This is a genomic window from Catenuloplanes japonicus (assembly GCF_000717135.1).
Lineage (GTDB): Bacteria > Actinomycetota > Actinomycetes > Mycobacteriales > Micromonosporaceae > Catenuloplanes > Catenuloplanes japonicus.
The window spans coordinates 233,310-255,487 of record NZ_JNXY01000024.1 but is presented as its reverse complement, the minus strand read 5'-3'; the positions used below and the strand labels follow the sequence as shown (position 1 = coordinate 255,487).

Below are 22,178 nucleotides of genomic sequence, written 5' to 3'. Positions count from 1 at the left end.
GCCCACCTGCGCCGGCTCAGCTGACCTGCACAGTCAGCACCGCCGGATCGCCGTCGCTCCAGATGCCCCGGATCCGGCGGTTGGTGATCTTCCACCCCTCGGGCGTACGGCGGAAGGTGTCGTCGTAGTTGCCGCCCATCATGAACCGCCCGCCCGCGCGCACGTGCTGCGCGATGAACGTCGCATGCGTCGTCGCGACGTCCCCGTCCACGCTGACCTCGACGTTCCCCACCAGGTGCTGGGTGGCGTCCAGCGGCTCGAGGAACCCCCTGGCGGACGCCACGATCGTGTCGCGTCCGTCCGCGGCCGCGTTCGTGTAGTCGCCGCGGGCGTCGGGGGAGTAGCAGTCGGCCAGCAAGGCCCAGTCACGGCTGTCCATGGCGCGGGCGACCCGGTAGATGACGTCGGTGATCTCACTGTGCATGGCCGCCACCATATTGCGGAACTCCACAGTTCCGCAACTACTCAGTTCCGGAACTGTCGCGTACGATCACACCCGTGCCGGACACCCCTCCCGCCGTAGGGCGCAAACGCGATCACTCCCGCGACTCCGACATCCTGCGTGCCACCCTCGACGTCCTGGTCGAGACGAGCTACGCCGACCTGACCATCGAGAAGGTGGCCACCCGCGCCGGCGCCGGCCGCGGCGCCATCTACCGCCGGTGGACCAGCAAGGACGACCTGATCCTGGCCGCGATCGCCTGCACCGACCGCTCCGACCTGGACTCCGACCGGCTCCCCGACACCGGCACACTGCGTACCGACCTGTTCGCGATGCTCGACCCCGACTGGCTCGGCGGCACCGAACGCCGCCTGCGCATCCTCACCAGCATCACCGCCATGCTGTCCCGCACCCCCGACGCGGCCACCGCCGTCACCCGCGCGATCGTCGACCCCTCGGTGGCGGCCTACCGCCATCTGATCCAGCGTGCCGTCAACCGCCGCGAGTTCCCGATGCCCGCCGACCTCGACGCGCTCGCCCAGGTCATCCCGTCCATGGCAGCCCATCGCGCCCTGTTCCTTCAGCAGCCCGTCGACCTCGCGTTCTTCGCCTCACTCATCGACGGGATCCTGCTTCCGGCCCTTGCAAACCCCAAAACCTGAAAACCTTTCTTCCCGCTTCCAGCGTGGTTGCGGTCCGCATGCTCCCGCGGGCACCGGTCGTCGCTGGCGCTCCTCCCTGCCGGTTTCGCGGTGGCGCGGGAAAACCGAATGGACTCGGGCGGCCCGGCACCACCACCCAACCGCCGCCATCCATCGTTACCTTTCCCGCGGCGGCCCGTCCCCCCAGCCCGCCTGCCGCGGCACGCTCGGCGATCGCCCACGTCCAGAGCGGTCCGGGCGCTGTGCGCCCGAAATTTCGTCTTTTAATGGCCTGGGTGGTGTTTTGCCTCCGGCGGGAGCCTCCGACACCGGGGCGGCGGAAAGGCAATTTCAACTGCGAGGCCCCAGATCCCGGGAGGTGGGGTTTCGTGCGGCCTGTCTGCCCCGTATGTCGTCGACTCGGGACAAGCCGAGCAGATCATCGGCAGGGCCGCCAGCTTTGGTCTGGCGTGCGGCGGGTTCGTGGTTCTCGCGTTTGGGTGGTCGCTTTCCGCTGCTCGGCGCCGGGTTCCGTGGGTGGTCCGGTTTTGAGGGTTGCGTCGGGTGGGCTGCTGCCGGTCAGCGTCGTGGTCGGGTTCAGGCTTGCGTTGGGCGGGTTGCCTGCGGTGCGGTTCGGGCGTGACGGGAAGGGTGGCTTGATGAGGGGTCAGGAGATGAGGCCGGTGCGGTAGGCCCAGATGGCGGTTTGGACGCGGTCGCGGGCGCCGATTTTGGACATGGCGCGGCCCAGGTGGCTTTTGACGGTGCTGACCTCGACCACCAGGGTGGCGGCGATCTCGGCGTTGGAGAGGCCGCCGGCGAGGAGACGGACGATCTCGGACTCGCGCGAGGTCAGGGCGTGCGAGGCCGGCGCGGGGGCGGGGCGGCGGCGGGCGAACTCGGTGATGACGCGGTGGGTGACGGACTGGTCGACGAGGCCCTGGCCGGCGGCGAGGCGGCGGATCGCGTCGACCAGGGTGTCGACGTCGGCGTCCTTGAGCAGGAAGCCGCTGGCGCCGGCTTCGAGCGCGCCGAAGACGTACTCGTCGAGTTCGAACGTGGTCAGCACCAGCACGGCGGGTGGGGTGTCGAAGGCGGTGATCTCGCGGGTGGCGTCGAGGCCGTTGCCGCCGGGCATGCGCACGTCCATGCAGACTACGTCGGGGCGCAGGCTGCGGGCGAGACGGACGGCGTCGGGGCCGCTGGAGGCCTCGCCGATGACCCGGACGTCGTCGGAGAGTTCGATCAGCGAGCGGAATCCGGCGCGCAGGACCGGCTGGTCGTCGACCAGGATCACGGTGATCAATGGGCTAGCTCTCCTCCGTGTGCGGGAGGTGCGGCACGGTCAGCGTGACCAGCCACCCTCCGTTGTCGTCCGGGCCCGCGGTCAGCGTTGCGCCGATCAGCGTGGCGCGTTCCCGCATGCCGGTCAGGCCGAAGCCGCGGTGGCTGCGGTCGGTCGGGACGGCGCGGGCGAGCGGCGGGGCGTTGCGGACCTCGAGCGTGCTGCCGGACTCGCCGTGCCGGATCGCGATCGTAACGGCGGCGCCCGGCGCGTGATCGCGCGCATTGGACAGCGCCTCCTGCGCCACCCGGTAGAACGTCAGATCGGCCGCGGCCGACAGCTCACCCGGCTCCCCGGACACGGCCACCGGAATCTCGCCGGCCAGCTCATCGATCATCGCGAGCCCCGGCACCGGCACAAGCCCCGCCGACGGCCCGAATCCTGCCGCTGACGAGGAACTGAACGCTGACGCGAGCCCCATTGCCGACGAGGGGTTGCCTGCCGGCGGCGCGGATCCCGCCACTGACGCGAGTTCCGTCGCCGGCGAGGAGCCCGCTGCTGACGCGAGTCCCGCCGCCGGCGAGGAGCCAGCCGCCGACGAGATGTCAGGAGCGGACGAGAGTCCGGCCGCAGACGCCGGTCCGGTCGCGGGCGAGCCGCCAGGCGGGATCCCCGAACCGAGCCCCGGGGCGCCCCCACCGCCCGCCACCTGCGGCCCCCGCAGCGCCCCCACGATGAGACGCAGATTCCGCAGCGTGCTTTTCCCCTCCTCGCGCACCGCCGCCGCCCCCCGCCGCGCGGCCTCCGGATCGCGGTCGATGAGCCGCTCCACCAGCGTCGCCTGCACGATCAGCGACGTCAGGTGATGCGCGGCGACATCGTGCAGCTCACGCGCCATGTGCGCCCGTTCCGCCGCCAGCGCCGCCTCCGCGGCCTCGGCCGCACGCAGATCGACCAGCACGGCGTACCGCCGGCGCATGAGGGTGTTCTGCCCGAGCAGCGCGGCCCCGCCGTAGATCAGCGCGGCCAGCAGCAGCTGCGGCCCGGCCGTGGCCGCCAGCGCGGCGGGGGTGAGCGCCCCCACGCCGAAGGCCACGAACCCGCCGACCTCCGCCAGCACCGCCGCCCCGGCCATGGCCAGCGCCCGGCGCGCGGTGAACAGCGTCCCGCAGGTGTAGACCGCGACGGCCAGCGCGACACCGCGCAGGCCGTCGCCGGGCGGCACCGCTGCGGCCACGCCGATCTGCAGGAGGATCACGAGCCCGAGACACATCAGGGGGTACGCCCGGCGCGCGCAGAGCGCGAGCGTCTGCGCGGACAGCAGCGCCAGCACGGTGGCCGAGAGGTCGTCGTCGCCGAGCAGCAGGAACACGGCCGAGACCGCGGTCACCAGCACCGCCAGCGCACAGTCCCGCCGCAGCGGCGTGGTCAGTCCGAGCCGGGTCATGGTGTCCTGTCCTGGGACGGGGCCGGCTCCCGGAGGAGCCGGCCGAGGTGGATAACGGGGTCAGCGGTGGGCGGCGAGCCAGGTGGCGATGTCGTTCACCACGGCACGGTCCGGGTCGCCGTCGGCCGGGTCGTACTCGTCCGTGACGTTCATCAGGTGGCCGACGCCGGGGTAGACGATCAGTTTGTGGTCCCGGTTGCCGGCCGTGGTGAGTGCCGCGTCCGTCGTGATCGCGCCGCGGACCCGCGTCTGGATGTCGGTCTCGCCGTTGAGCAGCAGTACCGGCCCGGCGTACCGTGGCAGGTCCTGGACCGGGGTGTTGAACCGCCCGAGGTCGACAAGGTACTCCTCGAAGCCCTTCGGCGCCCCGTTCAGCGTCGGGTAGGCGTCGAAGCCGATCGCGGCCCGCAGCACCGCCTCGACCTCGGTGTCGATGGACAGGGTGCCGTCGTGGTCCGCGTCGGCCTGGTCGTTGAGCAGGACCGCGCTCAGCTGTGCGGCGACCTCGGCGGGCTGCCCGACCAGGCCGTTGGTCACCTCGGCCTTGGTCAGCCGGCCGTCGCCGTCGAAGTCGAACTCCTCGTGCAGGCGGCCGAGCGCGGAGCCGATCGCCTGGAAGTACATGGTGTCGCGCACGGTGCCGGCGGCCACGCCCATCATGATGATGCCGGCCGGCGCGGTGATGCCGTAGCCGCGCGGGTTCGCGGCCAGGTTGCCCGCGACCACGGTGCCCTCGCTGTGCCCGAGCAGGAACACGCGCTTCCCGTCGACGCGGGGGAGCGCCTGGGCGAACCGCACGGCCGCGGCCGCGTCGCGCAGCACCTGCTCGTAGGGCTTGTCCGGGTAGAGGAACGCCGGGTTGTCGCTGAGCTTCGGGCCGACGCCGGTCACGCCGCGCTTGTTGAACCGCAGCACCGCGAACCCCTGGCGGTTGGCGGCCTGTGCGATCGGCAGGAACGTGCTCGTACCCCCGGGAAGGGTCTGGTTCATGTCGTTCTTGCCGCTGCCGTGCAGCAACACGACCACGGGCAGCCGCCCCGACGCACCCCGCGGATAGGTGAGCTCGCCCTCGGCGACCCACCCGCCGTCCATCGGGATCCGGACCGTCTCGCGGGCCGTGCCGTCGTTCGTGAACGCGGCCGGGATCGTGGCCGCCTGGGACTGCATGGCGGGAACGGTACCCAGCGTGAGTGCGGCCGCGATCACGGCGGTGCCGGCGACGATGCGCTTGCTGCTCATTGTGGACTCCTCGATGCGGTGCTTTCTGACACCTCAGAGCCTGCCGATCACACCCCCTCCGGCACATCTCGCGCAGGTCGGAACTCCGGCTTACGACCTCCGTAGGAGGCGGAGGCCGCGCGCTACCGCGTCAGGCCCGCGAGGATGATCTCGCGGGCCGCGCCGGTCGTGGCCGCGAGCGCGGACGGGTCCCGGCCGATGCGTTCCGCGCCCGCGCGCATGACGCCGGACAGCAGCTCCACCGCGAGGCTTACGTCCGCCACCTGGTGGAACTCGCCGCGCGCGATGCCGTCCCGGACCACGTTCTCCACCTCGGCCACGATCGCGTGGAACGGGTTGGGCAGCGACCCCGGCCGGAACATGAGCTGCAGCGCGGGGTCCCGGAACGCCTCCAGCACGATCGCGATGATCTCCCGCATCCGGTCCGCGGCGTTCCTGTCGCTGCGTGCTGTCGCTGCCACCTGCGCGACCGTGGGCCGGCCCGCGCGTTCGGTGAGCGCCAGGATCAGCGCGCTCTTGTCCCGGCCGTAGTTGTAGAGCGTGTTGCGGGCGAGCCCGGTCCGCTCCGCGATGTGACCCATGGTGATCGCGTCGTAGTCGCGCTCGCCCAGCAGTTCGCGGATGGCCTGCGCGAGACCGTCCCACACCATCTCGTGGTGCTCCCCGATGCTGGCTCCCCGGATCCGTGGCATCCGATCATTGTCCGCCGGTCAGCAGGCCCGCGTTCTCCTGGTACGACGCGGTGAGCCTCACGCTGCTCAGGCGCCATCCGTCCGGGGTCCGGACCGCCTCGTTGTCGTAGAAGCCGACGACCAGCCAGCGGTTCGGCTCACCTGATGGGAGCCAGTGCTCGGCGCGCACGTGGGCGTGCACGCTCGCCCGGTCCCCGTCGATCTCGACGACGTGGCCGGTGATCGCGTGGTGCGTGGCCGCGAACGGTGCGAACGCCGGCCGCAGGCTCTCCACGTAGGAGGCGAGCGGCACCGTCATCGGCGGTATCCCGGCCACGGACGAGAAGTCGACCGTGACCGGGTCGGTGAACACCTGCGTGGGCAGGTCGTCGAACTGCTTACGATCCGCTATGTCCGCATATTTGCTGATCAGTTCGATGATTTCGGCGCGGTCGTCCATGAGCTGCTCCATCTTTGGCGACATTTCGTCGCAAAGATTACGACGGATCGTCGCCAAAACCAAGGCTGATCCTCCGGAACGCCGACCGGACGTCCGCCACGAACGCGGCCGGCTGCTCCCACGCGGTGAAATGCCCGCCCTCGGCCAGCTCGGTGAACTGGACCAGCCCGGTGTACCGCCGCTCCGTCCACCGCCGCGACTTGCGCACGTGCTCGTGCGGCGACATGCAGATCCCCGCCGGTACGGTGATCGGCTTCTCGATCGTGGCCGGCGGCGACCACAGTGTCCGGCCGATCGCAACGGGTTCGGACCTCGACGCCGAAGGCTTAATAGGCGGATTTTTCGGGAATCAGGCCAGAGGGTAGGGCGTGAAGGCGCTGCGGTTCTCGCTGATCGCCAGCTGGCGGCCGGTCTGGGGGAAGGCGCGCTGCGGGCAGCCGGACCGCTCGCAGACACGGCAGCCGGCGCCGATGGGGACGGCGGCGGTGTCGTCGAGGTCCAGGCCGGTGGAGTAGACCAGGCGGCCGGCGTGGCGCAGGTCGCAACCGAGCCCGACCGCGAACGTCTTGCCCGGCGCGCCGTAGCGGCCGGGCGTGCGCGTGACCGAGCGTGCGATCCACAGATAGCGGCGGCCGTCCGGCATGACCGCGATCTGGGTCAGTACCCGGCCCGGCGAGGCGAACGCCTCGTAGACGTTCCACAAAGGACATGTGCCGCCGGTACGCGAGAAGTGGAAGCCGGTCGCGGACTGGCGCTTCGACATGTTGCCGGCCCGGTCGACGCGGATGAACGAGAACGGCACGCCGCGCAGGCGGGGGCGCTGCATGGTGCTGAGGCGGTGGCAGATCGTCTCGAAGCCGAGGCCGTAGCGGGCGCCCAGGCGTTCCACGTCGTAGCGGCATTCCTCGGCGGCGGCGTGGAACTGGCGGTACGGCATGAGCAGCGCGGCCGCGAAGTAGCTGGCCAGGCCGATCCGGGCCAGCGTGGTCGACTCCGGCGTGGCCAGCCGTGCCTCGTCGGCGAGCGTGGTGATCAGCGGCCAGTGCTCGGCGTACGCGATCTGTGCGGCCATCCGGAACTGCCGCTGCCCCGGGCGCAGGTGTGCCGCGAGGTGCAGCGTGCGGGTCCGCGGATCGTAGCGGTGCAGGTCGCCGGCGTCGGACACGCCGGTGGCCACGGTGATGCCGTGCCGGGCGAGCCGGCCGGTCAGGTCCCCGTCGATCTCCGCGGCCAGGCGTTCGGCCGGCTCGTCCAGCTCCGCGATGTGGTTCTGCCGGTCGTAGAAGTAGTCGCGGACCTCCTCGTGCGGGACGGCGGCGCCGGGCGGTGCGGGCTCCGGGTCGCCGGTCAGCTCCGTCAGCCGCAGCGACGCCTCGCGGTGGCGGTGGTGCAGGTCGACCAGGAGCGCGGCGGCGTGCGGGTGCTGTTCGGCCAGCTCGGCGGCCTCGGCCGCGGACGGCGGCGTGAGGCCCTGGTCCGCGAAGACCTCGCGCAGCTCGGCGATGCGGCGGCTGGTGTCGTTGGTGGCGAAGAAGCCGGGGTCGACGCCGAACTCCTCGGACAGGCGCAGCAGTACGGCGACGGTCAGCGGGCGGGAGTCGTGCTCGATCTGGTTGAGGTAGCTGGCGGAGATCGCGAGCCGGCGGGCCATATCGGCCTGGCTGATCCGGCGCTCCTCGCGCAGACGCCGCAGCCTCCGCCCGGCGTACGTCTTCTCCATTCGCCGATGCTAATGCCACCTGCGTTCGCAACGTTGGCAAAGCGGCGTCGAAAGATTGGCAATAGTTGGCGACATGGCCCGGTCGACCTCGGCGAATGCGGATGGGAGCGTGAAAGGCACGGGTTAGCAGACTTCGCATGAGGGGAGCACGGACATGGCGACAACGACGTCCCGGGATCTGGCACAGCACTGGGCGGAGGACGCGCGCTGGGCGGGGATCCGGCGCGACTACACGGCGGCGGACGTGCTGAGCCTGCGGGGCAGTGTCCAGGAGCAGCACACGCTCGCGGCCCGCGGTGCGGAGCGGCTGTGGGAGATGCTGCAGGACGAGCCGTACGTGGCCGCGCTCGGCGCGCTCACCGGCAACCAGGCGGTCCAGCAGGTCCGGGCCGGTCTGAAGGCGATCTACCTCTCCGGCTGGCAGGTCGCGGCGGACGCGAACCTGGCCGGTCAGACCTACCCGGACCAGAGCCTCTACCCGGCCGACTCCGTCCCGGCCGTGGTGCGCCGGATCAACAACGCGCTGCTGCGCGCGGACCAGATCAGCTGGTCCGAGGGGGAGACCGGCGCGCCGGACTGGCTGGCGCCGATCGTGGCGGATGCGGAGGCCGGGTTCGGCGGCGTGCTCAACGCGTACGAGCTGATGCGCGCCATGATCGCGGCCGGGGCCGCGGCCGTGCACTGGGAGGACCAGCTCGCGGCCGAGAAGAAGTGCGGGCACCTCGGTGGCAAGGTGCTGATCCCGACCGCCCAGCACATCCGCACGCTGACCGCGGCGCGCCTGGCCGCGGACGTGGCGGGCGTGCCGTCGCTCGTGATCGCCCGTACGGACGCGCAGGCCGCCACGCTGATCACGGCGGACGTGGACGAGCGGGACCGGCCGTTCCTGACCGGGGAGCGGACCGCGGAGGGCTACCACCGGGTGCGTCCCGGCCTGGACCCGTGCATCGCGCGCGGCCTGGCGTACGCGCCGTACGCGGAGCTGCTCTGGATGGAGACGTCCACGCCGGACCTGGACGTGGCCCGCCGCTTCGCCGAGGCGGTCAAGGCGGAGCACCCGGACCAGCTGCTGGCGTACAACTGCTCGCCGTCGTTCAACTGGCGCAAGAACCTGGACGACGCCACGATCGCGAAGTTCCAGCGCGAGCTCGGGCACATGGGCTACCGGTTCCAGTTCGTCACGCTGGCCGGGTTCCACGCGCTCAACCACTCGATGTTCGACCTCGCCCAGGGGTACGCGACCAGCGGCATGACCGCGTACGTCGGCCTGCAGGAGCGCGAGTTCGCGGCCGAGGCGTCCGGCTACACCGCGACCCGGCACCAGCGTGAGGCGGGCACCGGCTACTTCGACCGGATCAGCACCGTGATCAACCCGGCCGCGGAGACGGTCGCGCTGGCCGGCTCGACCGAGCACGAGCAGTTCTGATGAGCGCGCTCACACCGGACGCGGTCGAGTTCCTGGTCGCGCTGGACCGCGCGTTCGCCGGCGCCCGCGCGGACCTGCTCGACGCCCGGCGTCGTCGCCGCCGGCGTCTTGCCCGTGGTGAGGAGACGCTGGACTTCCTGCCGGAGACCGCGGCGATCCGCGCGGACACGACCTGGCGGGTGCCGGAGCCGCCGCCCGGCCTGACCGACCGCCGGGTGGAGATCACCGGCCCGCCGACGCCGTCGATGGCGGTCAACGCGCTCAACTCCGGCGCCCGCGTGTGGATGGCCGACTTCGAGGACGCGACCGCTCCCACCTGGGAGAACATCCTTGACGGGCACACCGTGCTGCGCGAGATCGGGCAGGGCCGCCGGGACTTCACCGGTGCGAACGGCAAGCGATACCGCATCGGCGACCAGCCGGCCACGATCGTGGCCCGGCCGCGCGGCTGGCACCTGGTGGAGAAGCACATCGTGGTCGACGGCCGGCCGATCCCGGCCGCGCTCGTCGACGCCGGACTGCACCTGTTCCACGGCGGCCGGCTGCTCTACCTGCCGAAGCTGGAGGGGCACCGGGAGGCGCGGCTGTGGAACGACGTGTTCCGGCACGCGCAGTCGCTGCTCGGCCTGCCGGTCGGCACGATCCGGGCGACCGTGCTCATCGAGACGATCGCGGCCGCGTTCGAGATGGACGAGATCCTCTACGAGCTGCGCGAGCACGCGGCCGGGCTGAACGCGGGCCGCTGGGACTACATCTTCAGCATCATCAAGACGATCGGGCACGAGCGGCGGTTCGTGCTGCCCGACCGGGCCGCCGTCACCATGACCGCGCCGTTCATGCGCGCCTACACGGACCTGCTGGTCCGCACCGCGCACCGCCGTGGGGCGTACGCGATCGGTGGCATGTCCGCGTTCGTCCCGAGCCGCGACCCGGCCGCGAACGCGCGCGCCTTCGACCAGGTCCGCGCGGACAAGCAGCGCGAGGCCGCGGACGGCTTCGACGGCTCCTGGGTCGCGCACCCCGCGCTGGTCCCGGCCTGCGTGACCGCGTTCACCCGCCCCGATCAACGTGACCGTCTCCGCGAGGACGTATCGGTCACCGCGGCGGATCTCCTGAACCTGGGTGACGCGACCGTGACCGAGGCCGGGCTGCGGAACAACATCACGGTCGCGCTGGCCTACCTGGACGCGTGGATCGGCGGCACCGGCGCGGTCGCGATCGGCGGTCTGATGGAGGACGCGGCCACGGCAGAGATCGCCCGCGCCCAGGTCTGGCAGTGGCTGCACCACGGGACCACGCTCACCGACGACCGCCCGGTCAGCCACGACCTGGTCGGCAAGCTCCTCGCGGGCGCCGGCACCGAGGCGTCCCGACGGATCTTCACCCGCACCGCGCTCGGCCCGGAGCTGCCCGCGTTCTTCACGCCGCAGGCGTACGCGGACCACCTGGTCTCCGAGGTGCGCGTCCGGGTGTGACGGCCGTGCCTACACTGGACGGGTGCGGTTCCTGCGCTGGATCACGGTGATCGGCGCGCTGCTGGCGGTCACGCTGTTCGGCGGCGCGTCCAGCGGCGACGACCAGCTCACCCCGTCCTCGCTGACCGCCTGCCCCAACGTGGTGCTGCAGGCCGCACTGCTGGGCGGGCAGGACCGCACGGAACCGGTCGGTGACCACGGCGTCGCGGTCACCGACGCCGGGCTGTTCGTGGTCATCGCACTCGGCGTGGCGCTGCTCGGCGCGCTCCGAGGCCCGCTGCTGACCGACGTGTCGTTCCGGGGCCGAGGCCCGGCCCTGCACCTTCAGTGGCTCACCGCCGTCCTGCCGATCCGGACGGATTCGCTGCGCATATAGGCGCCTTCCCTGTTTGAGGCTCAGGCCCGACGGCATCGCCGTGCCGTCGGGCGCTTTCCGCGTACCCCCGGAATCTCTGGCTTTGAAGGGAATGCGTTATGAATCCACAGAGGACCAAGGCGAGAAAGGCCGTTGCCAAGGCACGGCAGCAGGGCATCAGCACCAACCTGAAGATAACGATCGGCATGGTCGTCGCGGCCGTGGTCGTCCTGGCCACGGCCCTGGTGATCGGCCGGGCCGGCGACGGGACACCGGTGCCGGCCGCGGCCCGCGACGACAGCCACCGCATCTCGACCGCCGCGGACGGCAGGGTGACCGTGGTGGAGTTCCTCGACTTCGAGTGCGCCGCGTGCGGCGCCGCCTATCCGGGCGTGGAACGGCTGCGGGCCGACTACGGAAACAGCATCACGTACGTGGTGCGCTACTTCCCGATCGCGAGCCACCCGAACGCCTACACGTCCGCCCACGCGGCGGAGGCCGCCGCACGCCAGGGCGCGTTCGAGCCGATGTACCGCAAGCTTTTCGACAACCAGCGCGCCTGGGGCGGTCAACGGCAGGACCGGACCGAAACCTTCATCGGGTACGCCCGTGAGCTCGGCCTGGACTCCGAGAAGTTCCGCGCGGACATGGCGGATCCGGCCGTCGACGCCCGCGTGCGCGCGGAAGCGGACGACGGTGTCCGGCTCGGCGTCCAGGGCACGCCCACGTTCTTCGTCAACGGCGTCGAGTACGAGCCGGACGCGCTGAAGCAGGCCATCGACCAGGCGCTGTCCCGGTGAACACGATCAGCGACCGGCTCCTCGGCTGGATCCTCACCGTCGGCGGTCTGCTCGGTGGCGTCGCCGCGTTCGTGCTGGTCGTGGAGAAGATCGCGCTGCTGCGTGACCCTTCCTACACGCCCAGCTGCTCCATCAACCCGATCCTGTCCTGCGGGTCCGTGATGAGCACGCCGCAGGCCGCGGCGTTCGGCTTCCCGAACCCGCTGCTGGGCGTGGCGCTGTTCCCGCTGGTCGTCGCGACCGGCGTGGCCGTGCTCGGCGGTGTCCGGCTGCCGCGCTGGTGGTGGCTGGGTCTGCAGGCCGGCACGCTGCTCGGCGTCGTGTTCGTGCACTGGCTCATCGTGCAGAGCCTCTACCGGATCGGCGCGCTCTGCCCGTACTGCATGGTGGTCTGGATCGTCACGATCGTGATGTTCAGTGGTACGACGCTGCGCAATATCGGTCACGGTGTGCTGCCGTTCCCGGATGCCTGGCGGGCGCCGGTCGCGGCGCTGCACACCGCGATCCCGGTCGCGTGGCTACTGGTCCTGACCGCGCTGATCGGCCAGGCGTTCTGGACCTACTGGCGCACGCTGCTCTGACATCAGCCGGGGCACCAGCCGCACGTAGGCGACCATGCCTGCGACCTCGACCAGCGTCTGGGTGACCACGACCGAGGCCGCCACCGAGAGGTGGTCCGGAAGAGCAAGGGCCAGCGGGAGTACGACGAGCGAGTTGCGGGTCGCGCCGGTGAAGACCACGGCGCGGCCCGCGGCGACGTCCAGCCGGAACAGCCGGGCCACCCCCCGCCCGGCGAACGCCATGACCAGCAGGAACAGCACGAAGAACGGCACCACGCGGAGCACGTCGCCACCGGCCTCCCGTGCGTGCGAGGCGACCACCACGAACAGCGTCGCGGCCATCAGCGGCACCATCGTCACGGTCGCGGCGCGGCCGACCACCGCGCCGGACCGGTGCCGCCGCGCCCAGGCCTGCGTGGCCCAGGCGAGCGCGAGCGGGACGACGATCAGCAGCGCGAACGCCTCCGCGAACGGGCCGGCCTCGACCGCGCCGGCCAGATCCCGGCCGAGGAAGATCAGCAGGAAGGCCGGGAGGAGCAGCATCTGCGCGATCAGCAGCAACGGCGTGGCGGCCAGCAGCCGGTCGCTGCTGCCGCCCGCGAGCCCGCTGAACACGATCACGTAGTCCACGCACGGCGCCAGCAGCACCAGCAGCACGCCCAGTCGTACGCCCTGGTCCGCGGGCAGGAACGCGAACATCGCGCCGACCACCAGCGGGACCACCACGAAGTTGACCGTCAGCGCGGCGGCCAGGAACCGCCCGTCCCGCAGCGACCGGATCAGATCCCGCGCCGGGACCTGCAGGAACGTGACGTAGAGCAGCGCGCCCAGCACCGGGTTGATCAGAGGCGCGAGGCCACCGACCGGCACGAGCCACCCTGCTGCGATCGCGCCCAGATACACGGCGACCTGATGCCGCTCCAGCGCCTCCACCATGTCGGTCCTCACCTCCTCCGCGGCTCAATCCTGACCGATGATCACCGTGACGGGCCACCGAGGTCAGCGTTCACGCGCAGTTTCCGGGCCGTTGGGCCGCGCGGCCGATAGTGTGCGCGGACCAGCACCTGACGGGGAGGACGCCGTGACCGCACCACCGGGCCTCGCCCGCCGTCTGGGCACCGCCGACGCCGTGGTCATCGGCCTCGGCGCGATGGTCGGCGCGGGCGTCTTCGCCGCCTTCGCACCCGCGGCCCGCGCCGCCGGAGGCCGGCTGCTCGCCGCGCTCGCGATCGCGGCCACGGTCGCCTACTGCAACGCGACCTCGTCCGCCCGGCTCGCCGCCCGCTACCCGGCCTCCGGCGGCACCTACGTCTACGGCCGCGAACGCCTCGGACCGTTCTGGGGCTACCTCGCCGGCTGGTCGTTCGTCGTCGGCAAGACCGCGTCCTGCGCCGCGATGGCGCTGACGTTCGCCGCCTACGCCGCCCCCGGCCGGGAACGCCCGGTCGCCGTGGCCGCGGTCCTCGCGCTGACCGCGCTGAACTGGCGCGGCGTCCACAGATCCGCGCTCGCCACCCGCATCATCGTCGCGGTCGTGCTGACGGTCCTGACCGCCGTGGTGATCGCCGGCCTCACCGCCCCGGCGGCCCCGCCCGAGCCGCGCGGCAACTTCCCGGCGTGGGGCGTCCTCCAGGCCGCCGGCCTGCTGTTCTTCGCCTTCGCCGGATATGCCAGGATCGCCACGCTCGGCGAGGAGGTCAAGGACCCGCAGCGCACCATCCCGCGGGCGATCCCGCTCGCGCTCGCCATCACGCTGGCCGTCTACACCGCCGTCGCCCTGGCCGTCCTGCACGCGCTCGGCCCGTCGCAGCTGGCCGCCTCCACCACCCCGCTCGCCGACACCGCAGGTGGGCTGTCCCCGCTTGTCAGGGCCGGTGCCGCGACCGCCGCGCTCGGATCGCTGCTCGCGCTGATCCTCGGCGTCTCCCGCACGACGCTGGCCATGGCCCGCGACCGGCACCTGCCCGCCGCGCTCGACGCGATCCACCCCCGTTCCCAGGTCCCGCACCGCGCCGAGCTCGCGGTCGGCCTGCTGGTCGCACTGCTCGCCGCCACCGTCGACCTCCGCGACGCGATCGGCTTCTCCTCGTTCGGCGTGCTTCTCTACTACGCCATCGCCAATGCCGCGGCGCTCACGCTCCCGGGACGCCTGATCCCGCTCCTCGGGCTGGCCGGTTGCCTCGTCCTGGCGGTCACGCTCCCGATCGCCTCCGTCCTCACCGGCGCCGCCGTGATCACGCTGGGCGCCCTGATCTATCGGGTCCGGACGTGAGCAGACGGCGGACGTCGGCGGCGAGCGTGACGTCGGCGCCGGAGGCACCCTCGATGCGGAAACCGAACGGGAGGCCCAGGCGGCGGCAGAAGACGATCAGTTCGAGGGCGGTCGCCAGGCAGTGCCGGTACGACTCGGCCGGCGGATCGGGAGAGTGGCGGAGCGCGTTCGTCAGCCAGCGCGGCACGTCCACGCCGAGCGTGTCGAGCGTGGCCGCCGAGTCGCACACGGACAGCGTCAGGATCACCGGCCGGGGTGTGACGAGCCGCGCGCGGCAGGCGTAGACGTAGTCGGAGAGCAGACTCTTCGTCGCCTCGACGTCGTAGACGACCGGGGAGACGAAGACGGTGACACCGCGGTCCTGCTCCTCGAGCATGCGGAGGTGCTCGTGGCGCGTGTAGCGCCCGGTGACGGCGACGGCGGAGAGGTCCGGGCGCCACGCAGGACCGTCCAGGATCAGGCCGTCGGCCGGCGCGGGGCGTTGCGAGGGCGTGATGCCGGTCTCGATCGTGGGGTTCATGTGTTCTCGACCTCGGGGTGTGGCGGCGGCCCGCCCCGTCGCCGGAGCGGGCCGCCGTGCGATGACATCAGCTCGCGCGGACCTCGGCCGCGGCCGCGACCAGATGCCGCAGCGAGGCCTCCACCTCGGCGTACCCTCGTGTCTTCAATCCGCAGTCGGGGTTGACCCACAGCCGCCGGGCCGGGACCGCACCGACCGCGCGCCGCAGCGCGGCCACCACCTCGCCGTGCGACGGCACGCGCGGGGAGTGGATGTCCCACACGCCCGGCCCGACGCCGCGGCCGTACCCGATGGCGGCGAGATCGTCGAGAACCTCCATCTTGGAGCGCGACGCCTCGATGCTGGTCACGTCCGCGTCCAGGGCGTCGATCGCGGTGATGACCTCGCCGAACTCTGAGTAGCACAGGTGCGTGTGGATCTGCGTGCTGTCGGCGACACCGCTGGTGGCCAGCCGGAACGCGCCGACCGCCCACTCCAGGTAGGCCTTCTGGTCCGCGCGGCGCAGCGGCAGCGTCTCGCGCAGCGCGGGCTCGTCGACCTGGATGACCGTGATCCCGGCCGCCTCCAGGTCGCGGCACTCGTCACGCAGCGCGAGCGCGACCTGGTCGGCCGTGTCCGCGAGCGGCTGGTCCGTGCGGACGAACGACCAGGCCAGGATCGTGACCGGTCCGGTCAGCATGCCCTTGACCGGCTTGGACGTCAGCGACTGCGCGAAGGACGACCACTCCACGGTCATCGCGCCGCGCCGGCTGACGTCGCCGTAGATGATCGGCGGCCGTACGCACCGTGAACCGTAGGACTGCACCCAGCCGAACTCGGTGGCCGCGAAGCCGTCGAGCTGCTCCCCGAAGTACTGCACCATGTCGTTGCGCTCCGGCTCGCCGTGCACCAGCACGTCCAGCCCGATCTCCTCCTGCAGCCGGATCACGTGCTGCACCTCGGCGCGCATCCGCTCCAGGTAGCCGGCCCCGTCGAGCGTGCCGTTCCGGACCGCGGCGCGGGCCTGACGCAGCTCGGCCGTCTGCGGGAACGACCCGATCGTGGTGGTCGGCAGCTCCGGCAGCCCGAGCCGCTCCTGCTGGGCGCGTGCACGTTCCGCGTAGGCGCCGCGTGCGCGGTGCTGCGGGCCGCGCAGTCGTTCCCGGACCAGCTCGTGCCGCCACGACGCCGGAGCCGCCGGCAGCGGCGCGGGCAGGTGCGCCGTGCCGTCCGAGACCGCGCGCCCGAGCAGCTCGACCTCGTCCACCTTCTGCCGGGCAAAGGCGAGACGTTCCCGCAGCTCAGGATCAAGATCAATTTCAAGAGCGAGATCCACGGGTACGTGTAGGAGCGAGCACGACGAGCTGACCGCGACGCTGCCGGCCAGTCCGGCCACGGTGGCGGCCACGGCCAGCGCCGCGCGCAGATCCGTGCGCCAGATGTTGTGCCCGTCCACCAGCCCCGCGACGATCGTCTTACCGGCGAGCGGCCCCGCGCCGGCCAGCCGGTCCAGGTTCCCCGGCCCCGCGACCAGGTCCAGCCCGATCGCCTCGACCGGCGTGTCCACCAGCGCGGGCAGCGCGTCCCCGAGCTCGCCGAAGTAGGTCGCCACGAAGATCCGCGGCCGGTGCTCCACCTCGCCGAGCCGCGTGTAGGCCCGGTGCAGCGCGTCGATCTCCTCGGGCGTGCGGTCCGCGACGTAGGCGGGCTCGTCCAGCTGCACCCACGCCACGCCGGCCTCGGCCAGCGCGGTGAGGATGCCCGCGTAGGTCTCGACCAGGTCGTCCAGCCGGGCGAACGGGTCCTCACCCTTCGCACCCTTCGCCAGCAGCAGGAACGTCGCCGGTCCGACCAGCACCGGCCTGGTGGTGATCCCGAGCGCGGACGCCTCGGCGTACTCCCTCAAGGGCTTCTCGGGGTTGGCCGTGAAGACCGTCTCGGGGGAGATCTCCGGGACCAGGTAGTGATAATTCGTGTCGAACCACTTGGTCAGCTCGAGCGCGGGCTCGGCATCCACCCCACGCGCCATCGCGAAGTAGGTGTCCAGCTCCGTCAGACCCAGCGCCGCGAACCGCGCCGGGATCGCGCCGACCGCGACCGCGGTGTCCAGCACCTGGTCGTAGTACGAGAACGTGTTCGACGGCACGGACCCCAGGCGCGCGTGGTGCAGCGACCGCCACACCTCGGCCCGCAGCCGCGCGGCCGTGCGCTCCAGCGCCGCCGCGTCGATCGTCCCGGCCCAGTAGGCCTCGACGGCCTTCTTCAGCTCCCGCTTCGCGCCGATGCGCGGATAGCCGAGCACGGTGCTCCGGCCGAATTCGGTGCTCATGTGGTGCGGTGTCCTTCCCTCGAAGCGCCCGGCGGGCACGGGAAGGAAGGTGGAAGGACGCGACAGGGCGCCTGCTTCCGCCCAGCCCTCCCGAGGGGCCGCCGGCGGCGCACACCGACGGTGCACGCGGTGCGGGCAGGTCTTCGGACTCGTGGGCGTAACGCTCGTCCCTACTGGCCGTCGCTTCCCAGGCGCCTTGTGCGGCACCCAGTGCTTGATGACGGCGGTCGTTCCCACTCACCGCTGCGGGGCAGTCCCGGTCTCACACCGGATTCCCTCTTACGACGCCCCATCCCTCACGGGCCGGGGCGAACCAGCACTGCGGGACATGGTAGCTGTACGCGGCCTGATCGGTCACGCACGGTCTGGCACGGGCGACTCATCGGCGGCACGCGGGGGTGTCGATCCGCCGCTCGGAGTCGCTTCCGGCAGGTGAGGGTCGTTCACCGCTCACGGCGAGCCGTGGTGATGGTTAGCGTCAGTCACGGCCGCGATCCAGACGAAGGATCGCAGGTCAGGCCTAGTGAATCCGGGAGAGGAACGGCCTGACCGTCTCCCGGTCGAGATCATTCGGTGCGGTCCAGGCTTGGCCCTATCCGATCACGAGAAGGGGACACGACATGATGAAGATCCGATCCGCGATCGGTGCGCTCGTCCTGGCGGTCTGTGCGCTCGCCGGCTCGCTGGCTCTCCAGCCCACGGTGGCGCAGGCGCAGACCGCGGGAAGCTGCACCGGTTCGGTGACGTTCCGCCAGACGGTCAATGGACCCGGCGGGACGATCGGTGAGCTGATCGTGTACTACAAGTCCGACAACGGCGGCACCAACACCGCGTGCATGTACCACCGTGGCCGGTCGGCGGGTGTCGCCAGCACCACCGAGGCGCACATCGAGAGCTGCCGGGAGCAGAGCGGCGAAGGGCAGCCTGGCTGCACGATCCTCAGCAGCATGACTGACAACGGCCCGGCCAGGTACTCCTCGTACGCCGGTCCGGTCTCGGTGGTCGGGGTGGCCAACCGGTGCGTGTACGCCTCCGGCTTCGTGGACTACGCGGGGGTGCGCTACCGCGTCCAGCCGCTCGGCCGGATGGGCTGCTGAGCTCTCACGTCCTGCCCCGCGGCGCTCCGGCGCCGCGGGGCATCACGCAGGGGCATTGCGTAGTCCGGCGAGGGTGCTGTGAACAGGGATTCTGGAGCGTGAAGACCCGGTCGGGCGAGCGGCTGACCGCGGGCGAGGAGAGTCGCAGCCGGTCCGCCGCGCCCATCATGCCGCCCTCTTCTGTCCACCACGGTCGCCGCGTCCCCGTGGGGCCGCGTGATCAAACTGTCCGACTTCACCACGCCCAGCTCGGCCTGGCCGCCGTCCGTCTCGCGGCGATCCTGCGATGACGCCGCATTCTCGGCCCCGGGAGCACGGCGTCGCCGGCTCCCGGGGACTGATCGCGGACGACGAGCCGCCGAGGTGCCGTCAGGTGATCGAGCTGGTCCGCATCACCGCGTGGGTGGCGCCGTTGCCGTAGCCGGACGGGAGCACACCGGACCAGCCGGGCGGGATCTCAGCGTGGGAGCCGTTGCAGGTGGTGGTGCGGAACAGGTACCACCTCGTGCCGGTCGCATTCCACACGGCGTTGTGAAGCTGGTGCAACACAGGAAGGCACGTGTTGCGCTCCACATTCGCGTATACGTACTCGACGACACCACTGGATGAGAAGTCGGTTCTCTGGTACAGACAGAATGCCTGAAGGTTCGCGACCGGGCAGTTGGCCAGGGCCGCCTGAGCCGGAGTGGTCGGCGCTATGGCACTGCCCCCGATCGATACCAGACCGGTGGCCAGAATTGCCATGAGCCTGTTCTTGATACCCATAGAGTGCCCCTTCTTCTGACGGTCACCCGCATTAAATCGACCTCAGTCACTATATGGGGAAAAGTGGGGCACCAGGCCGCTGATATCCGACAGTTCACCATTAGCCCTGCTAAAAGCATCGACGTCCTGGTCGGGCACCGGACCAGTCCACGGTGATCACATTCGGGAGCTTCTCCAACTGTGACCAGTCGATGGCACCCTCGGCCGGAAGGCCCATGTTCGGATCGTGGAGGTTGAGGACCTGAAGCCCCCGCGGAACCCTGACCGGACCGGCGCCGAAATCCACCATGACCTCACCCGGCGCCCACGCCGCGGCCGAACCTTCCACCTCAAGATCATAAGGGTTCGGGCCTCTCTGCAGGTGGATCACGCGCCCAGTTTCGTCATCCGGCCCCGTCGTGCCGTGCGAGGCCGCAAGCCCTGGAGAGACCTGATCTGGATCAACGGCGGTAGATTCTCGCGACCGCCGCTCATGACGCGGACGTCGTCACGGTGCCGTCGGAGGCCTGCCGAGGCTGGGCGTTTCGCATGCGGATGGCGCTGAACTCGCCTCCGGCGGCGACCACCGCGTCGACATACGGCCACAGCGTGGAGGTCAAGCGCACCTCCACGCCCTGCCCGCCCAGCTCCGTCAGGCAATCGTCGACCCGGCGCACATCCTGCACCACAGCCACCTGCGAGCTGACCCAGTAGCCCGCGGTCGGATCCAGCGGCGTGAAGTGCGCGGGGTCGAGGTGGTGGACGTTCAGCCCGGCCCGCAGGAGGCGCGACGACCAGCCGTGTTCCACCGCGATCACGCGGCCCGCGGGGGAACCGAGCAGGCCGTGCGGTGCCTCAGGCGTTGCCCAGCACACCCGTGGGCATTCCCGGGGCAGTAGATAGTTCGGCAGGTGTTGCTCGTCGACGGCCCAGACCCATTCCCGTCCCTCGTACGGCGTCCCGGGAGGTGAGGGACGCGGGCTCATCGTGGTGAAGGGACCTTCATCGCTGACGTGGAACAGCCTGGGCACAGGGCCACGCTATCGGTCCGCGGCGGACGGGCAACATCCGCGCCGCTGTTCGGAATTCGCTGGTCGGCGGCGTCCGGGATGCGGTAGGCACGGGGCATGACGAGATCGGAACCGCCGCCGTTGACCGTGGTGCGGCCGGGTGATGGGCGAGTGGGACAGCTCGGCGACATCGGCGTGCAGTTCAAGCTGTGGGGTGAGGATACCGGCGGCGCGATGGCGGTCGTGGAGCATCCGTTCCCGGTGGGGGCGCTGGTGACGCCGCATCTGCATACCCGGGAGGACGAGTATTCGATCGTCACCGAGGGGGAGATCGGCTTCCGGTCGGGTGATCGGGAGGTGGTGCTCGGGCCGGGCGGTTACATCACCAAGCCACGCGGCGAGCTGCACGCGATGTGGAACGCCGGCGCCACCCCGGCCCGGATGATCGAGATCATCACGCCGGCCGGCTTCGAGCACTTCTTCCGCGAGGTGGTCGAGCTGATCGAGGCCGGACCGGCCGCGGCCGGGCAGGGCGGTGATCTGGCGGAACGCTACGGCCTGGAGTTCGGCGAGGCGGAGTGGCTGCCGGCGATCGTCGAGCGGTTCGGCCTGAACACCTGAGTGGCGCCGACGCCTGGGAAACCGGGACGGCCCGGCCGGCATCGGAGAGATGCCGGCCGGGGACGCCACACCCTAGAAGTCGTCGTCGAAGGAGACCGAGCCGGTGATGCCCACCTGGTAGGCGGAGACCCGGCGTTCGAAGAAGTTCGAGAGTTCCTGGACGTCCTGCAGTTCCATGAACGCGAACGGGTTCTTCGACCCGTACATCGGCGCGATGCCGAGCACGGCCAGCCGCCGGTCCGCCACGTGCTGCAGGTATTCGCGCATGTCGCCGAGCGACATGCCGGAGACACCCTGTTCCAGCAGGTCGGCGGCGAACTGGACCTCGCACTCCACCGCCTCGGCGAGCATGTCGCGGACCTGCTGCTCCATGTCGGCGTCGAACAGTTCAGGTTCCTCCGCGCGCACGGTGTCGACCACGTCGAACGCGAACGCCATGTGCATGGACTCGTCGCGGAAGACCCAGTTCGTGCCGGAGGCCAGGCCCTGCAGGACGCCACGCGAGCGCAGGAAGTAGACATACGCGAACGCGCCGTAGAAGAACAGGCCCTCGATGCAGGCGGCGAAGCAGATCAGGTTGAGCAGGAACTTCCGCCGGTCGTCGCGGGTCTCCAGCGAGCGCATGTCGAAGATCGAATCGATCCACTTGAAGCAGAACTCGGCCTTGCGCGCGATCGACGGAATGTTTTCCACCGCCGCGAAGGCTTCGAATCGCTCCTTCTCGTCCGGCACGTACGTGTCGAGCAGGTTCAGGTAGAACTGGACGTGCACGGCCTCCTCGAACAGCTGCCGCGACAGGTACAGCCGGCCCTCGGGCGAGTTGACGTGCTGATACAGGTTCAGCACCAGGTTGTTCGCCACGATCGTGTCACCGGTGGCGAAGAACGCGACCAGCCGGGACACCAGGTGCTGCTCCGCGGGGGAGAGCTTCGCCAGATCGGCGAGGTCGGTGTGGAGGTCGACCTCCTCGACGGTCCAGGTGTTCTTGATCGCGTCCTTGAACCGGTCGAAGAAGTGCGGATACTTCATCGGCCGGAGCGTGAGATCCATTCCAGGGTCAAGCAGCATTTCAAAATCCTTCGAGG

Annotated in this window: 24 protein-coding genes and 1 riboswitch; of the genes, 9 read left to right on the top strand and 15 right to left on the bottom strand. The window is 70.9% G+C overall.

The genetic code is table 11. From position 1 onward, the window contains the following. Positions 1-16 precede the first annotated feature (16 nt). Positions 17-424, bottom strand: coding sequence for a nuclear transport factor 2 family protein (locus OP04_RS30310; protein ID WP_198154032.1), 408 nt, complete (start codon positions 422-424; stop codon positions 17-19). A gap of 74 nt (positions 425-498) precedes the next feature. On the opposite strand from OP04_RS30310, the gene OP04_RS30305 reads away from it, so the two are divergent. Continuing rightward, on the top strand, positions 499-1,104 hold the full coding sequence (locus OP04_RS30305) for a TetR/AcrR family transcriptional regulator (RefSeq protein WP_051799353.1): 606 nt from the start codon (positions 499-501) through the stop codon (positions 1,102-1,104). 646 nt (positions 1,105-1,750) lie between these two features. Here OP04_RS30305 and OP04_RS30300 read toward each other — a convergent pair. The 7 genes from OP04_RS30300 to OP04_RS30270 all read right to left on the bottom strand — a co-directional run bounded on the left by OP04_RS30300 (position 1,751) and on the right by OP04_RS30270 (position 7,905). Beyond that, a complete protein-coding gene (locus OP04_RS30300; RefSeq protein ID WP_033343256.1) occupies positions 1,751-2,389 on the bottom strand; it encodes a response regulator in 639 nt (212 codons plus the stop codon). Between the two features lie 4 nt (positions 2,390-2,393). Then, complete coding sequence (locus tag OP04_RS50315) at positions 2,394-3,815, bottom strand: sensor histidine kinase (protein ID WP_051799352.1); 1,422 nt, start codon at positions 3,813-3,815, stop codon at positions 2,394-2,396. 60 nt (positions 3,816-3,875) lie between these two features. Next, positions 3,876-5,054, bottom strand: a complete 1,179-nt coding sequence (locus tag OP04_RS30290) for an alpha/beta fold hydrolase (protein ID WP_033343255.1) — start codon at positions 5,052-5,054, stop codon at positions 3,876-3,878. Positions 5,055-5,176: 122 nt separating this feature from the next. Next, positions 5,177-5,746: a TetR/AcrR family transcriptional regulator gene (locus OP04_RS30285; RefSeq protein ID WP_033343254.1), complete on the bottom strand. Its 570-nt coding sequence runs from the start codon at positions 5,744-5,746 to the stop codon at positions 5,177-5,179. A gap of 4 nt (positions 5,747-5,750) precedes the next feature. Further along, positions 5,751-6,185 (bottom strand): nuclear transport factor 2 family protein, encoded by a 435-nt coding sequence (locus tag OP04_RS30280; protein WP_085066884.1) that lies wholly within the window; start codon positions 6,183-6,185, stop codon positions 5,751-5,753. Positions 6,186-6,222: 37 nt separating this feature from the next. Beyond that, on the bottom strand, positions 6,223-6,411 hold the full coding sequence (locus OP04_RS30275; RefSeq protein WP_033343252.1) for a hypothetical protein: 189 nt from the start codon (positions 6,409-6,411) through the stop codon (positions 6,223-6,225). A gap of 123 nt (positions 6,412-6,534) precedes the next feature. Then, the gene (locus OP04_RS30270) at positions 6,535-7,905 is read right to left on the bottom strand and encodes a short-chain fatty acyl-CoA regulator family protein (RefSeq protein ID WP_033343251.1); all 1,371 of its coding nucleotides are present in this window, start codon (positions 7,903-7,905) and stop codon (positions 6,535-6,537) included. A gap of 154 nt (positions 7,906-8,059) precedes the next feature. Here OP04_RS30270 and aceA point away from each other — a divergent pair, with 154 nt between their 5' ends. The 5 genes from aceA (at position 8,060) to OP04_RS30245 (ending at position 12,542) form a co-directional block, all read left to right on the top strand. Then, complete coding sequence (aceA, locus tag OP04_RS30265; protein WP_033343250.1) at positions 8,060-9,331, top strand: isocitrate lyase; 1,272 nt, start codon at positions 8,060-8,062, stop codon at positions 9,329-9,331. Further along, a complete protein-coding gene (gene aceB / locus OP04_RS30260) occupies positions 9,331-10,806 on the top strand; it encodes a malate synthase A (protein ID WP_051799350.1) in 1,476 nt (491 codons plus the stop codon). The genes aceA and aceB overlap by 1 nt, the downstream gene beginning before the upstream one ends. A 22-nt stretch (positions 10,807-10,828) precedes the next feature. After that, positions 10,829-11,182, top strand: coding sequence for a hypothetical protein (locus OP04_RS30255; RefSeq protein WP_033343249.1), 354 nt, complete (start codon positions 10,829-10,831; stop codon positions 11,180-11,182). Positions 11,183-11,337: 155 nt separating this feature from the next. Beyond that, complete coding sequence (locus tag OP04_RS30250) at positions 11,338-11,961, top strand: DsbA family protein (protein ID WP_033343359.1); 624 nt, start codon at positions 11,338-11,340, stop codon at positions 11,959-11,961. After that, positions 11,958-12,542 (top strand): vitamin K epoxide reductase family protein, encoded by a 585-nt coding sequence (locus OP04_RS30245; RefSeq protein WP_033343248.1) that lies wholly within the window; start codon positions 11,958-11,960, stop codon positions 12,540-12,542. Before OP04_RS30250 ends, OP04_RS30245 begins: the two co-directional genes overlap by 4 nt. Here the strand turns inward: OP04_RS30245 and OP04_RS30240 are convergent. Beyond that, positions 12,480-13,469 carry an arsenic resistance protein gene (locus OP04_RS30240; RefSeq protein ID WP_232323788.1) on the bottom strand — a complete coding sequence of 330 codons (990 nt, stop codon included), beginning with the start codon at positions 13,467-13,469 and terminating at the stop codon, positions 12,480-12,482. The two genes, OP04_RS30245 and OP04_RS30240, sit on opposite strands and share 63 nt — an antisense overlap. A gap of 133 nt (positions 13,470-13,602) precedes the next feature. On the opposite strand from OP04_RS30240, the gene OP04_RS30235 reads away from it, so the two are divergent. Further along, on the top strand, positions 13,603-14,793 hold the full coding sequence (locus OP04_RS30235; RefSeq protein WP_033343247.1) for an APC family permease: 1,191 nt from the start codon (positions 13,603-13,605) through the stop codon (positions 14,791-14,793). Here the strand turns inward: OP04_RS30235 and OP04_RS30230 are convergent. Both OP04_RS30230 and metE read right to left on the bottom strand, forming a co-directional pair. After that, complete coding sequence (locus OP04_RS30230) at positions 14,756-15,313, bottom strand: hypothetical protein (RefSeq protein ID WP_051799346.1); 558 nt, start codon at positions 15,311-15,313, stop codon at positions 14,756-14,758. The two genes, OP04_RS30235 and OP04_RS30230, sit on opposite strands and share 38 nt — an antisense overlap. Positions 15,314-15,380: 67 nt before the next feature. Continuing rightward, entirely contained in the window at positions 15,381-17,621 is a 2,241-nt protein-coding gene (metE, locus tag OP04_RS30225) for a 5-methyltetrahydropteroyltriglutamate--homocysteine S-methyltransferase (RefSeq protein ID WP_033343246.1), read from the bottom strand. Between the two features lie 117 nt (positions 17,622-17,738). Further along, positions 17,739-17,954: riboswitch (cobalamin riboswitch) on the bottom strand. A 287-nt stretch (positions 17,955-18,241) separates the two neighbouring features. Here metE and OP04_RS30220 point away from each other — a divergent pair. After that, entirely contained in the window at positions 18,242-18,718 is a 477-nt protein-coding gene (locus OP04_RS30220) for a hypothetical protein (RefSeq protein WP_033343245.1), read from the top strand. A gap of 369 nt (positions 18,719-19,087) precedes the next feature. Here OP04_RS30220 and OP04_RS53750 read toward each other — a convergent pair whose 3' ends face one another. The 3 genes from OP04_RS53750 to OP04_RS53740 all read right to left on the bottom strand — a co-directional run bounded on the left by OP04_RS53750 (position 19,088) and on the right by OP04_RS53740 (position 20,493). Then, positions 19,088-19,483, bottom strand: a complete 396-nt coding sequence (locus OP04_RS53750) for a peptidase inhibitor family I36 protein (protein WP_157240584.1) — start codon at positions 19,481-19,483, stop codon at positions 19,088-19,090. A 109-nt stretch (positions 19,484-19,592) separates the two neighbouring features. Beyond that, positions 19,593-19,853 carry a hypothetical protein gene (locus OP04_RS53745; RefSeq protein ID WP_157240582.1) on the bottom strand — a complete coding sequence of 87 codons (261 nt, stop codon included), beginning with the start codon at positions 19,851-19,853 and terminating at the stop codon, positions 19,593-19,595. Positions 19,854-19,953: 100 nt separating this feature from the next. Then, on the bottom strand, positions 19,954-20,493 hold the full coding sequence (locus tag OP04_RS53740; RefSeq protein WP_157240580.1) for a DUF6886 family protein: 540 nt from the start codon (positions 20,491-20,493) through the stop codon (positions 19,954-19,956). 96 nt (positions 20,494-20,589) lie between these two features. On the opposite strand from OP04_RS53740, the gene OP04_RS30205 reads away from it, so the two are divergent. Continuing rightward, positions 20,590-21,093 (top strand): cupin domain-containing protein, encoded by a 504-nt coding sequence (locus tag OP04_RS30205; protein ID WP_033343243.1) that lies wholly within the window; start codon positions 20,590-20,592, stop codon positions 21,091-21,093. Positions 21,094-21,165: 72 nt separating this feature from the next. Here the strand turns inward: OP04_RS30205 and OP04_RS30200 are convergent, their stop codons facing one another. Next, on the bottom strand, positions 21,166-22,161 hold the full coding sequence (locus OP04_RS30200; RefSeq protein ID WP_033343242.1) for a ribonucleotide-diphosphate reductase subunit beta: 996 nt from the start codon (positions 22,159-22,161) through the stop codon (positions 21,166-21,168). Positions 22,162-22,178: the final 17 nt, after the last annotated feature.